The organism is Nocardia spongicola (assembly GCF_047200775.1).
GTDB lineage: Bacteria > Actinomycetota > Actinomycetes > Mycobacteriales > Mycobacteriaceae > Nocardia.
This window is the reverse complement of sequence record NZ_JBJZOO010000014.1, coordinates 40,643-53,297: the sequence shown is the minus strand read 5'-3', so window position 1 is coordinate 53,297 and position 12,655 is coordinate 40,643. Positions and strand designations below refer to the sequence as shown.

At 63.4% G+C, this 12,655-nt stretch carries 15 protein-coding genes; 7 read left to right on the top strand and 8 right to left on the bottom strand.

Annotated features, from left to right (window positions below; all coding sequences use genetic code 11):
• Window positions 1-219: 219 nt before the first annotated feature.
• The 5 genes from ACL02S_RS19905 to ACL02S_RS19885 all read right to left on the bottom strand — a co-directional run bounded on the left by ACL02S_RS19905 (window position 220) and on the right by ACL02S_RS19885 (window position 3,207).
• The gene (locus ACL02S_RS19905) at window positions 220-630 is read right to left on the bottom strand and encodes a hypothetical protein (protein ID WP_412803975.1); all 411 of its coding nucleotides are present in this window, start codon (window positions 628-630) and stop codon (window positions 220-222) included.
• Window positions 627-1,940: a polymorphic toxin type 24 domain-containing protein gene (locus ACL02S_RS19900; RefSeq protein WP_412803974.1), complete on the bottom strand. Its 1,314-nt coding sequence runs from the start codon at window positions 1,938-1,940 to the stop codon at window positions 627-629. The genes ACL02S_RS19905 and ACL02S_RS19900 overlap by 4 nt, the downstream gene beginning before the upstream one ends.
• Complete coding sequence (locus tag ACL02S_RS19895) at window positions 1,937-2,239, bottom strand: WXG100 family type VII secretion target (RefSeq protein WP_412803973.1); 303 nt, start codon at window positions 2,237-2,239, stop codon at window positions 1,937-1,939. The genes ACL02S_RS19900 and ACL02S_RS19895 overlap by 4 nt, the downstream gene beginning before the upstream one ends.
• Before the next feature lie 19 nt (window positions 2,240-2,258).
• Window positions 2,259-2,591, bottom strand: coding sequence for a WXG100 family type VII secretion target (locus ACL02S_RS19890; protein WP_412803972.1), 333 nt, complete (start codon window positions 2,589-2,591; stop codon window positions 2,259-2,261).
• 124 nt (window positions 2,592-2,715) lie between these two features.
• On the bottom strand, window positions 2,716-3,207 hold the full coding sequence (locus tag ACL02S_RS19885; RefSeq protein WP_412803971.1) for a SixA phosphatase family protein: 492 nt from the start codon (window positions 3,205-3,207) through the stop codon (window positions 2,716-2,718).
• A gap of 176 nt (window positions 3,208-3,383) precedes the next feature.
• Here ACL02S_RS19885 and ACL02S_RS19880 point away from each other — a divergent pair, with 176 nt between their 5' ends.
• Window positions 3,384-5,054: an FAD-dependent oxidoreductase gene (locus tag ACL02S_RS19880; protein WP_412803970.1), complete on the top strand. Its 1,671-nt coding sequence runs from the start codon at window positions 3,384-3,386 to the stop codon at window positions 5,052-5,054.
• Window positions 5,055-5,131: 77 nt separating this feature from the next.
• Here the strand turns inward: ACL02S_RS19880 and ACL02S_RS19875 are convergent, their stop codons facing one another.
• Window positions 5,132-5,905, bottom strand: a complete 774-nt coding sequence (locus tag ACL02S_RS19875; protein WP_412803969.1) for an acyl-[acyl-carrier-protein] thioesterase — start codon at window positions 5,903-5,905, stop codon at window positions 5,132-5,134.
• 634 nt (window positions 5,906-6,539) lie between these two features.
• Between ACL02S_RS19875 and ACL02S_RS19870 the strand changes: the two genes are divergently transcribed.
• Window positions 6,540-7,514 carry an NADPH:quinone oxidoreductase family protein gene (locus ACL02S_RS19870; protein ID WP_412803968.1) on the top strand — a complete coding sequence of 325 codons (975 nt, stop codon included), beginning with the start codon at window positions 6,540-6,542 and terminating at the stop codon, window positions 7,512-7,514.
• A gap of 219 nt (window positions 7,515-7,733) precedes the next feature.
• Here ACL02S_RS19870 and ACL02S_RS19865 read toward each other — a convergent pair whose 3' ends face one another.
• Window positions 7,734-8,258: an Lrp/AsnC family transcriptional regulator gene (locus ACL02S_RS19865; RefSeq protein ID WP_412803967.1), complete on the bottom strand. Its 525-nt coding sequence runs from the start codon at window positions 8,256-8,258 to the stop codon at window positions 7,734-7,736.
• A gap of 160 nt (window positions 8,259-8,418) precedes the next feature.
• Here ACL02S_RS19865 and hppD point away from each other — a divergent pair, with 160 nt between their 5' ends.
• Window positions 8,419-9,621, top strand: a complete 1,203-nt coding sequence (gene hppD, locus ACL02S_RS19860; RefSeq protein WP_412803966.1) for a 4-hydroxyphenylpyruvate dioxygenase — start codon at window positions 8,419-8,421, stop codon at window positions 9,619-9,621.
• 98 nt (window positions 9,622-9,719) lie between these two features.
• Here the strand turns inward: hppD and ACL02S_RS19855 are convergent, their stop codons facing one another.
• A complete protein-coding gene (locus ACL02S_RS19855; protein WP_412803965.1) occupies window positions 9,720-9,968 on the bottom strand; it encodes a hypothetical protein in 249 nt (82 codons plus the stop codon).
• Window positions 9,969-10,313: 345 nt separating this feature from the next.
• Between ACL02S_RS19855 and ACL02S_RS19850 the strand changes: the two genes are divergently transcribed.
• The 4 genes from ACL02S_RS19850 (at window position 10,314) to rpsG (ending at window position 12,592) form a co-directional block, all read left to right on the top strand.
• Entirely contained in the window at window positions 10,314-10,841 is a 528-nt protein-coding gene (locus tag ACL02S_RS19850; RefSeq protein WP_412803964.1) for a DUF3558 domain-containing protein, read from the top strand.
• A gap of 8 nt (window positions 10,842-10,849) precedes the next feature.
• On the top strand, window positions 10,850-11,407 hold the full coding sequence (locus ACL02S_RS19845; protein WP_412803963.1) for a DUF3558 domain-containing protein: 558 nt from the start codon (window positions 10,850-10,852) through the stop codon (window positions 11,405-11,407).
• A 338-nt stretch (window positions 11,408-11,745) separates the two neighbouring features.
• Complete coding sequence (gene rpsL, locus ACL02S_RS19840; protein ID WP_014353064.1) at window positions 11,746-12,120, top strand: 30S ribosomal protein S12; 375 nt, start codon at window positions 11,746-11,748, stop codon at window positions 12,118-12,120.
• A gap of 1 nt (window position 12,121) precedes the next feature.
• A complete protein-coding gene (gene rpsG, locus ACL02S_RS19835; protein ID WP_014353063.1) occupies window positions 12,122-12,592 on the top strand; it encodes a 30S ribosomal protein S7 in 471 nt (156 codons plus the stop codon).
• The last annotated feature ends 63 nt before the right edge of the window (window positions 12,593-12,655 follow it).

Here is a 12,655-nt window from a genome sequence, read left to right as displayed (position 1 = left end):
GGCGCGAGTTGTTCACCGCCGCCCACACACCATCCGATGCAGCCTGACCGATCCGACACCGGAGGAACTGTTCTCGAACAGGAACAACAGTGCAAAATCTGGGGAGACCAGCAGCTACCGGCTACCTGAGTTCAGAGCAGGAAGGCGAGCAACATCGGTATGATTCGACGACTCATCCCACCCCGCTCGGCCAGTACCGCGCTGATAGCCGTTTTTCCTTCATCGCCCCATGAGCTGACGCAGATCGCTCAGACCGCGTCGTGCATCCGGTGAAAATTCTGATTCATCAATCGATGCCGCAGCATCTAGAACCGGAAAATCACCCAGGTTTTCCAAATCGCTGAGTCTGTATGCAATGTAATCCACATCAGAATCCTCTCGCCGCCCCAATTCTTCCAGTACGGATAGCAGGCCTTCCTTTCCGTCATATCGCACAAGAGCCTCGGCGACCTCGATTTGCATCGTAACTACATCGTCGTCCAGCATCGCCACGAGCCGTCTGCGTGCCTCGACATCGGGTAGCAAAGCAGTCAACTCCGAGATCGAGCGGAGCCGCACCATGCCATCGACGCTTCGCGAATGTGATAACGCAGCGTTCAGGCCCACATGTCCATCGTTCGCATTAATCATGGAATCTCCTCGGGTAGAGCAGGCCTGACAGTGTCATTAAGAGTACGTGCAAATATTCGACCTGTAGCGGGGTCGATGTTTTTCTGAATTTCCACAACATGAGGTGTCGGAATGTACTGCCCTGTCGACTTGTCCATGTGCGGCTTCCCCACAAGATCCACTCGGCTGGTAGCAATCCCATCAGCATCAAAATATGAATAGTTCGTGATGTTTCCCTGAGTATCCCGCTTGACAAGGTATCCATTCGGGGGTCCACCCTGAGTCGGTAGGTTTCGCCCGGTCCACGTCTGCGCGTCGGCCAGCTCTTCTTTGAGAGACCTTTTCGGCGGTCTCGGAGAGTCATCGATCTTCTTACGCAGTCGGTCGCGCAGGTCGGTGACTGTTTTTCTGGCTTTGGCGAGGGTGTCTTTGGCTTCGTGTGTGAGGCCGGCGATCTGTGTTGCTTTTCGGGCTCGCCAGGCGATGATGGCGTCTTTGATTCTTCCGGCCCATCGTCGCACGGTGTCTACCGCTTTGACCGCGGTGACCGCGCCTGCGCCGAAGCTGATCAGCGCGAGCCCGATGCTGATGGCTGCGTCGATGGCGAGGTCGCGGGCCAGTTCGGTCAGGAAGTTTTTGATCTCGTCGCGTAGTTCGCTCAACGCGTCTCGGTAGTCGAGGCAGGACCGGCTGAGCTGGGTGCAGGCGGTCAGTAGTTGATCGATGGAATCGGCGAGGGATTTCAGATCGTCGTGGATGTAGCCGGCGTCGGCGGCGGTCACTTCGTCGAACAGTCCGGCCGCGATCGTGATCTTGTCTTTGGCGTTGGTGTTCTGGTAGATCCTGCCGAGCCGGTCCCAGGCGTCGGCGGCTTGGGCGAGTTTGCCGGTATCGCCATCGGGGACGGGGATGCCGATATGGCTGATGATGTCGATGCCGCTGTCGATGATGCCCTGTCCTGGCCCGCCCGCCGACGCCGGTACCGAGAACGGTCCGAAAGCGGGCATCCCCGGATCTGCCGGCCGGTCCGGTTGCGCGGCCCCTTTCAGCGAGGCGTCGGCTTGAGCGTGGGTGAATCCGATGTCGTTGAGCGCGCTGCCGTAGGCGTACAGCGTGGTGTGGACGTCCTGGAAGAAGCCAACCGCCTCGGCGGCGGAGCTGTCGTAGGAGCGTGCCCATTCCCGGCCGTTGTCATCCACCCCGGCCATCGACCCGTAGCCGGACAATTCCGTGAAGATAGACAGAAAGCTGTCCCGCAGCGCCGACGCGGCATCGAAACAATTGGTCGCGGCCTGGTAGTACGCCTTCGGATCGACCGCCAGCCGGCTCATACGCCCAGAATCCGCAGGCCCTCGGCTACCGCCTCGGTATAGCGCTCATGAGCATGGCCTACCGCCTCGGCCAATGCCGTGAGTCCTTCTTCGACCTCGGCGGCACCCGCCGACCACTCGGTATGCGCCGCCCGATAGGCCGCCATCACCGCACCGGTCGAGGTGGCATCGACTTCCACCGCTTTCTGCTCGAGTGCCGCGAGTTGCTCGGCCAGCACTCCGGCGAAACCCCGGATCCGGGCGGTCAGGTTATCGAGTGCGTCGAGATCGACCGCGAAAGCTTCCGCGTCCGCTGACATGAGAGACCTGCTTCCTGATTCAGGGCAGATCCAGCGAGCTGACCGCGGCAGCGAACACACGATCGGTGCGGCGCACGGTCTCGGCGGTGATCCCCAGCTTCTCGGCCAACGCGAACAACGCGTCCCATACCTGCACCGCGCCCTGATGGAATTCCTCCCACCCGGCCGCGAAAGCCCCCGCGTTATTGCCCGTCCAGCTCTCCAGCACATCCCGCACATCGACCGCCAACGCCGAGTAACCATCCCGACACTGACTCGCGATATCGAATGCCAACCGCCCCAACGCTTCCACGTCCTCGGTCACGATCGACAGCGATGATGCTTCCTCCGCCAACTCTTCAGCCCCCTCCACCGACGAACGGTGCGAACGACAACATACCCCAAGCACAGTCACACCGGAAGCCCAGTCATCACCGCTATCGCGGTCGCGCCGCTCGTGCCTGCGCTCGGCACGGTGTGGTGGTTGTTCGATGCGGTCAGCGCGGGATATGGAAGTGGATCAGCTCCCCGGTCCCAGGGTCGATATCGGCCCAGGGGCGGTCGAAGCGAAGTACCGCGAGTGCCGAGGTCGGGAATTTCCTGCTGAGTTCGACGGCGGGGGCGCAGTCACGATTGCTCGCCAGCTCCCAGGCTGTCCACGGCATCCCCGGTGAGTGCCCGATCACCAGCAGTGTCGTCACCTCGTCCGCGCTGAGCTGGATCAGTTCGATGAGCGTCGCGGGGGTGGCTTCGTAGATCGCGTCCTCGAAGACGACCGGCGCGGTGATTCCGGTGGCGGTGAGCGTCTGCCTGGTGCGGGTAGCGGTGGAGCAGCGCACCGCGTCGATCGGGGGTTGGGTTTCGCGCAGCCACTGGCCGGCCAGTCCGGCCTCACGGTGACCTCGTGGCGCCAATGGCCGCTCATGATCGTCGACACCATCGGGATAGGCCGATTTACCGTGCCGCAGGAGAATCAGATTCCGCACCATGTGGATACCGTACGGGGCTCCGGGGTGAGGTATGGACCACACTCGAGGCAAACTGAAGGTGGCATCACATCACGGGCTTCGCGGGCGACCCCTGCGGCGGACGGGACGGACGCCCTGACTGTCCGCCGTAATCCCACGGTTGGCCACAGCCCACGTATTTCGAGGATCAGCACAATATGGCCTACGTAATCACGCAGCGTTGTTGCAACGACGCCAGCTGCGTTTCCGAGTGCCCGGTCGACTGCATCCGTCCTACCCCGGATCAGCCGGAGTTCGCGACGACCGAGATGCTCTATATCGACCCCGACACCTGCATCGACTGTGGCGCCTGCGTCGATGTGTGTCCGGTGGAGGCCATCTTCGCCGAGGACGACTTGCCCGCATCGTTGGCGCGATTCCGCGATATCAATGCCGCTTACTTCCAGCGGCATCCACTGGAGTCGAACTTCGATCCGATCATCACGCCTGCGCGTCCGCCGAAGGAACTGGGCACGCTGCGGGTGGCGATCGTCGGCACCGGACCCGCGGCCTGCTACGCGGCCGACGAACTCCTGCGCAGGGCCGAGGTCGAGGTCGAGATGTTCGACCGGCTGCCGACCCCGTGGGGTCTGGTCCGCGCGGGTGTCGCCCCGGATCATCCCGGCACCAAGACGGTGTCGAATATGTTCGAGTCGGCGTTCCGCCGGGACAAGTTGCAGTATTACCTCAATGTCGAAGTGGGCACGCGCATATCGCATGAGGAACTGATGCGCCACCACCACGCCGTGATCTACGCGGTTGGTGCTTCGACCGACCGTAGGCTCGGCATTCCCGGCGAAGATCTGGCAGGCAGTCATTCCGCCACCGAGTTCGTCGCCTGGTACAACGGCCACCCCGACTACGCGGACCGGACCTTCGATCTGTCCGGGGAACGGGCCGTGATCGTCGGCAACGGCAATGTAGCGCTTGATGTGGCGCGTGTGCTGACCGTCGACCCAGAGGAACTGGCCAAAACCGATATCGCCGACCACGCGTTGAGTGCGCTGCGGCAGAGCAAAATTCGCGAGGTCGTCGTGCTCGGCAGACGTGGCCCGCTGCAGGCGGCCTATACCTCACCGGAGTTCCTCGCCCTGACCCATCTGGAGGGTGTCGACATCATCGTGGACGAGGCCGATCTGGAACTCGACCAGGTAAGCCAGGCGATGCTGGACGATCCGCAGATCGAGCCCGCGCTGACCTTGAAGTACACGCTCGCCGAGGAATACGCCGCAGGCCGCAGGGACGAAGGCAATAAGCGGATCATATTCCGCTATCTGGTCTCACCCACCGCGCTCACCGGCACCGAGCAGGTCGAGTCGGTCGAGCTGGTCCACAACGAGTTGGTCGATACGGGTGGTCAGCCGACAGCCAGGCCGACCGACCGCACCGAGAGCATCGCTGCCACGCTGGTGCTGCGCTCGGTCGGTTATCGCGGTGAGCCGGTCGGCGAGCTGCCGTTCGACGAGGACCGTGGCATTGTGCCCAATGAGAACGGCCGGGTGATCGGCGCGGACGGCCACCCGCTGCCCGGTGTGTACGTCAGCGGCTGGATCAAGCGCGGTCCTCGCGGTGTCATCGGTTCGAACCGGAACGATTCAGCGGAGACGGTCGATCTGCTGATCGCGGATTTCGTCGCGGGCACGCTCGGCGCGCCGCAGGGCGACCGCGCCGCACTGCGGGCGTTACTCGAAGAACGTGGAGCCGATCTGGTGGATCGGGCGGGCTGGCGAGCGATCGACGAAGCGGAGAAGGCGGCGGGCAAGGTCGCAGGCCGACCGCGGGTCAAGTTCACCACCAGGGAAGATCTGCTCGGGGCCGCAGGCGACTGATCGTTCCTCGGATCGGCCGGGTCCTACGAGATCCGGCCATCGGGACGTGGCGTCCGCCTGTGCCGCGCTGGAGTAACTCAGGCGGGCAGCGGCATGATGCGGACCAGTGTGGTGGTGGTCCCGCCGACCACGAACCACAGCCGCAGCACCGGCTGTCCGGTCCGATCGCCCGGCTCGTACCTGCTGCGCACGGAGACATGCTCACGTGCGAGCACGGGTGCCACGTATTCGATCACCGCGCGGTGTGGCCGCGCGAGCAGCTTGGGGTATTCGACCAGGAACTGCTCTACCGCCTGCCAGTAGAAGGCATTGTTGAGGTGGTTGTACTGGTCGATATCGGTGGCGCGCACCGGAAACGGCAGGTCGACATCCGACTCCGGTGGCGTGTTGTCGGTCAGGTAGGGACGCCACCGCAAACGGTGCTCCCCAGCCGTACGAGCCAGGTGGGCGAGTCCTTCATCGCTGATCCGTGCGGGCATACCGGTCGACTCGCTGAGATTGATCCAGAAACTTTCGGTCTCGATCAGGCCGCCGTTTCCGCCGGTGATGCGTACCCGCATATTGGTCCATCGGGTGGACATGGCCGAGCACCACCGCAGTAACTGGATGTCGTCCGGCCACAGGATCGGACGGATGACATCGATGACCGTCCGCCGGACGATCCAATCGGGGTCGGTCTGGTGGAAGAATGTCTTGTACGCGTTTTCCCAGGCGATATCTTGCAGGTAGCGGGCGACAGCATCGAACCGCAACCGATTGTAGGGATCCACATCGCCGGCCCGGACGGGCCATGCCGAAGCAAAGCCGATGCCCTCCTGCGGAGGCGGGGCGAGTGGCTCATCGAGTGACACTGGTGCTCCTCGCGCTGCACTGCGTGCCGCGTTTCTTCATACGTTGCTGTTGTAACGACGACTGTACGGGGCGTATGCCGTTCCCTCTCGTTCGAGCCGCTACCTTCCTTCATAGTCCGTCTGTACCTATCAGGGCCAGAGCTGCCAGGGGATGGACCTCTTCCCTTCGTTCGCCGCATCGTCCGGGCCGGGTACTACCGGAAGGGCACGAGCTGTCGGTAGAGCGGGCATGGATCAGTGGCCCTGATGAGCGCTGCCGGAGCTCACCGCGGCCACACCGAGGGCAGTGTCGAATGAGCTGTATCGGTCGATCGAATACCGGTCGCCGATAGATGATGTCCTCGAAAGGCCCTTGCCTTCGTCCGGATCGGCGACCGCTGTGGTCCGGCGCGCGCACGCTCGCAGTGTCTCCGGATGCAGCAGTGCTTCCGCATCGATCCGAATCGTAACCGCAGTTCGTATTGCCGCAGTTCGCCGTGGATTTCGTTCGACCACGAATCCCCCTTCCCTCCCGTCCGGGAGGCCGCGGTCAGCATAGCAAAATCGGGTGATCTGGACAGGTACCCGCAGTAGCCGGTTAGGTTGTCGGTACGGCGTCGTATTCTGCCGTCGCACTGGACAGAGAGGTCAGCACATGCGCGCAGCCCAGGTCGACAAGCTGGACGGACCGGAAGCGGTTCGAATCGTGGACATCCCGGAACCAACGCCTTATCCGGGTGGGGTCGTGATCGACGTGCACGCGGCGGGTGTCGCTTTTCCGGACGTGCTGATGACGCGCGGGCTCTATCAGATGAAACCCGAGTTGCCGTTCGTCGTCGGAGGTGAGGTCGCGGGCATTGTGCGCACAGCTCCGGAGGACGCGCATGTGCGGGCAGGCGATCGGGTGGTCGCGCTGACGCTGCTCGGCAACGCCATGGCCGAGACGGCGGTGGTACCGGATCGGATGGTGTTCCGCCTGCCGGACAATGTTTCGCTGGAGGCGGGCGCAGGCATTCTGTTCAACGACCTGACCGTGCACTTCTGCCTGCGTACCAGGGGCAGGCTGGCTGCGGGCGAGACCGTGCTTGTGCACGGCGCCGCGGGTGGGATCGGTACCTCGACGTTGCGGATGGCTGCCGCGCTCGGTGCGGGGCGCGTGATCGCGGTGGTGAGCACCGAGGCGAAGGCCGAGGTGGCTCGCGCCAATGGCGCCACCGATGTGGTGCTGACCGATGGCTGGCTCGCGGCGGTCAAGGAGCTGACCGGTGGCCGCGGTGTCGATATCGTGCTCGACCCGGTCGGTGGCGATCGTTTCACCGACAGCATTCGTTCGCTCGCCTCGGCGGGCCGGTTGCTGGTGGTCGGCTTCACCGCGGGGGAGATCCCCACCGTCAAAGTCAACCGGCTGCTGCTGAAGAACGTCGAGGTGATCGGCGCGGCATGGGGTGAGTGGGTGATGTCGCATCCGGGCTATCTGCAGCAACAGTGGGCCGAGGTGGAACCGCTGCTGGCCGCCGGTGTGATCGCGCCGCCGGATCCGGTGCTGTACCCGCTGGACAAAGCCGCTGAGGCAGTCGCTTCGTTGGACAACCGCACCGCCACCGGCAAGGTTGTGGTCACGCTGCGCTGACGGCTGCGGAGAGCAGTACGCCGGACGGTTGCCCACTCGTGTCATCGCATCGTGGATCTCGCTCCGGCGACTGTGCCGACGGACGCGATGCCGCACCGCCTACCTGCCGAGTCGCCTCGGCGCGGCGCCGTTCTCCGGGCGGGCGAGCAGGTGCGTGGCCGAGATCCCGGAGGTACCCGCCGATCGGCTCGGTCGACCGAGCGATGCGCGCGGGCTCGGCTATGGTTCGCGGACATGCCGATAGGCGGGCGCCTTCGTGGTTCCGGTCCGGTGCAGTGTGCGCAGCAGGGGCAGCGTTCGCCGAGCTACCACGGTGGACAGCACAATGACGCTGTGTGAGCGCACGACCGATGAGGTCCGGTCGATGCTAAGCAGCACCGTCTGTAATCCGGAGTGTGAGTCGGCGCCGATCCGGCACAGGACATCGCTGGAGCCGGTGGTGGCGTAGGCCTCCAGCACGCCGGGAATGGCGTCGAGTTCGGCCGTTACCGTGTCGAGTGCTCCCTGGGCGATCTCCAGCGTGACGAATGCTTGCACATCGAACCCCGCGGCGGTGACGTCGATCTGCGGATCATAGGAGGCGATCACGCCGGAGTCCTCCATGCGCGCGATCCGGGCTTGTACTGTGGCCCTGGCGACTTTGGTCCGGCGGGACAGCTCGAGAATGCCCGCCTTCTGATATTCGTGCATCGCGGTGAGGATGGCGAGATCGAGTTCGTCGAGCTTCGCGGGTGTGCCCGGCATGACGGCCTCCGTTCGGGCATCGGCCAGGCTTGTTGCCTGTCCTGCTGATGCTATTCAAATTGTCCAGCATCTCGGCCTCCTTGCTAGCCGGATTCACCACACTGCCTAGTGGGAATCAGGGTTGTTGCCTACCACGCGGCGTCACCGTTTTCCTTGGAGCATGACCATCGAGAACCTGCCTGATACCCGGTCCGGCGTCGTTCCCGACGACAGTGAGTTACGCACCCTCGTCGGGCTGGTCGACCACGACACCAGTAGCGACCCCTTCCCGGTCATCGGGTGGGACGCTCTGGTCTGGGTAGTGGGTAATGCCACGCAGACCGCGCATTTCCTGGAATCCGCCTTCGGTATGCGGTTGGAAGCGTATTCCGGACCGGAAACCGGCAACCGCGACCACAAGGCGTTCGTTTTGCGCAGCGGCGCAGCGCGGTTCGTCATCACCGGAGCAGTGGACCCGGACAGCCCGCTGGTCGCGCAGCATGCTCGGCACGGCGATGGCGTAGTCGATATCGCACTGGAAGTGCCGGATGTGGACCGCTGTGTGGCCTGGGCCCGTGCGCACGGCGCTACTGTCCTGGTCGAACCACATGACGATACCGACGACTTCGGCACCGTCCGTTCCGCCGCACTGGCCACTTATGGTGAGACCAGACATACACTGGTCGACCGGTCCGGATATCAAGGGCCCTATCTGCCCGGCTACATTGCCCGCCGCTCCACCTACCAGCCGCTGGACGGCGCACCGGCCCGGCTGTTCCAAGCGATCGACCATGTCGTGGGCAATGTGGAACTCGGGCAGATGGACGAGTGGGTCGAGTTCTACCGGCGAGTCATGGGTTTCACCAATATGGCCGAGTTCGTCGGTGACGATATCGCCACCGACTACTCGGCGCTGATGAGCAAGGTCGTGGCCAACGGTAATCACCGGGTGAAGTTTCCGCTCAACGAGCCCGCCATCGGGAAGAAGCGCTCGCAGATCGATGAATACCTGGACTTCTATCGTGGTCCTGGGGTGCAGCACATCGCGCTCGCTACCGGTGACATCCTCACGTGTGTCGATGCGTTGCGCCGTGCGGGTGTCGAGTTCTTGACGACACCGGCCGCTTACTACGAAGACCCCGAATTACGTGCTCGCATCGGTCGGGTCCGCGTCCCGGTAGCGGAACTCCAGCGCCGCGGCATCCTGGTGGACCGGGATGAAGACGGCTATCTGTTGCAGATCTTCACCAAACCGCTCACCGACCGTCCTACCGTCTTCTTCGAACTCATCGAGCGCCATGGTTCTCTCGGTTTCGGCAAGGGAAATTTCAAGGCCCTTTTCCAGGCCATCGAGATCGAACAAGCGGCGCGCGGAAATTTATGATCGGTTGCGAACTGTGCATCCGAAGATATTTCATGGAGAGCGGCCCGCCGTGGATTCGGCTGCGCGGCGGGCCGTTGGAACCGCAATTTTCTCCCTTATCAGGGTTGCAGTTTTCCGCGATACAATATATGGGGCTGATTCGGATTATAGGGATCTTCTGAATTGTAGGTCACGCAGAAAAAATCTTCGTATTGTCCGGGGAACATCTTCGCCCGCGCCTCGACACATGCGAAACGATCCGGATACACGCCGATGATGGCAGATGTCGCCGATGCTGGTGCTGCGGTTCCAGCGAGTGCCAGACCTGCCAGGATGCCGGTGGTAGTGGCTGTCAATCCGAGTCTCATTTTCGAATCCTTCACCATGCATGCTTGTACAAGATGGTCTACTGATATGTATGCCCGGCTCATATCGAGTCCCGGTTTTCCGGAGTGTGGTGGCGTGATACTCGAGCCGTGATATCCGAGTGCAGTGTGGAATCCCTCCCCTGGATAAATGGTTCACCTCATCCGAGTGACATGGAATAGTCTGCTTCAGTTGGATGTCAGCATAAGATAACAGTCTTTCACCGGCAAGGTTGTTTTCCCTGGCTTATCTCGTCTTCGAATTCTCCCGTCTTCCTGCTCCGTAGTGAGATCGGGCGGGAAATCTCGTCGAACCGCTTCCGTCGGTACCTCGGTAGAGTCTCGGGCATGCGGATCAAGTCGGCGATCGTCGTGGCGACGGCCCTGGTGCTCGCGCTGGTTGGATGCGGTTCGGGCGCGCAGTCCGAGGGTGAGGGGGCATCGCGCCCCGCGCCGAAGGTGGTCCCCTTGGGTCCTTTCGTCGGGGAGTGTGGGCACGTGACCGACGAGGAGGTGCGCGACCTCGGTGGACTCGGCCAACTGTCCGGAGTGTTCCGCAACGGGGTGGGCTGTAACTGGCAGTCAGCTGGAATCGGTTCTGCCAGCATCACTTTCGCATCTTATCGGGGTAGTCCGATCGAACGGGAACGGGCTTGGGTGACAGTCAAAGGCCGCGCGCCGGATCCGATCACCGTGGCTGGGCACACCGGATTCGCCGCGCTGGACCCGAGCGGGCAGATCTGCGACTTGGCGGTACAGCTCGGTGATGATTTCTTCGAATGGTCGACCTATGGTGGGACGTTCGCCACGATATCCGGAAACCCATGCGACCGCAGCCGTGCTCTCGCCGAGTTGACTCTGCAGCGGCTGCAGTGAGGGGGCGTATGAACAAGGTCAGAGGGTTCGGCGGGCGAGGCGCGGTCGTGGTGGCCGCGGCTGTCGTCGCGCTGTCCGCGGGTGGCTGCGGCAATGTGATTCCCGGATCCGCGCAGCCGATGGGTGGCAGCAGGCCGATCGATACCAGGCTGGACAAGCTGCTGCGGGAATGTGAGATCCTGTCCCCTGGGCAGATCGGCAAGGCCATCGGGGAGGGTGTCCAGGTCCGCGACTCGTTCTTCGGCGCGGTGTGCATGTGGGATCTGATCGGCGCGCCGGGGGGAAATGCCATGGCCACCCTCAACTGGTACGAGAACGGTACGCTGAGCAACGAGAAGCAGACGAACAACAAACTCGGCTATCTCACCACCAATATCACCGTGCAGAGTGTGCTCGCGCTGCAGATCCGGCGCCCGGACGATCCCGACTCCTGTGGTGTGACGGCCAGTGCGCCGGATAACGGTGTGATCGGCTGGTGGATCAATTACCGTCCCGGCTCCGCGCATCCCGATCCTTGTGGCGCCGCCACGAAACTCATGGAGATGACCTTGAATCTGGCCAGGTAGCGCAGCGCCGTGCCGTCCCGCTTTGACCCTATGTCCCGGCCGGGAGTATCGTGGACGGCTGTGCCCGGAAGCATGCGGGCAAGTTCGTGCGTGACCGTAGGCCAGCGAGAGCGGCCGACGAATCCAGCGTGCCCGGAATTCGGGCTCCGCGCCGCGCGCGACACGCCCGACCTCGGGACGCGAGAAACGTGGCCGGACGTGCGAGTGAAAGCTCGATGACAGCGACGTGAACGCCGGGCCCGGAAACGGCAGCTCGACCGCGAGCCCGCAGAGCGCCGCCAATTGAACACCGACATGAAGTTCCAGCCACCGCGTTAATCAACAAGGAAAGCCGGTCTATGCCAACCATCAACCAGCTGGTCCGCAAGGGTCGCCGCGACAAGGTCGCCAAGACGAAGACCGCGGCCCTGAAGGGGAGCCCGCAGCGTCGTGGCGTGTGCACCCGCGTGTACACCACCACCCCGAAGAAGCCGAACTCCGCGCTGCGTAAGGTCGCGCGTGTTCGCCTGACCAGCGCGGTCGAGGTCACGGCTTATATCCCGGGTGAGGGCCACAACTTGCAGGAGCACTCGATGGTGCTCGTCCGCGGCGGTCGTGTGAAGGACCTCCCCGGTGTTCGCTACAAGATCATCCGCGGCTCGCTCGACACTCAGGGTGTGAAGAACCGCAAGCAGGCCCGCAGCCGCTACGGCGCCAAGAAGGAGAAGAGCTGATATGCCACGCAAGGGCCCCGCACCCAAGCGTCCGCTGATCAACGACCCGGTCTACGGTTCGCCGCTGGTTACGCAGCTGGTCAACAAGATCCTGCTGGACGGTAAGAAGTCCACCGCCGAGCGCATCGTCTACGGTGCGCTGGAGCAGGCGCGGGAGAAGACCGGTACCGACCCGGTGGTCACCCTCAAGCGTGCGCTGGACAATGTGAAGCCTTCGCTGGAGGTGAAGCCCCGCCGCGTCGGTGGTGCCACCTACCAGGTTCCGGTCGAGGTCCGTCCGGGCCGGGCCAATACCTTGGCGCTGCGCTGGCTGGTCAACTTCTCCCGGGCGCGCCGGGAGAAGACCATGGTCGAACGGCTGGCCAACGAACTGCTCGACGCCAGCAACGGTCTCGGTGCCTCGGTGAAGCGCCGGGAGGACACCCACAAGATGGCCGAGTCCAACCGGGCCTTCGCGCACTACCGCTGGTGACGTCTTCCCGGCCCGTCGTCCGGGTCGGGAAGCGCAATCGGAAGGCGGCACTCATCGGCCGCT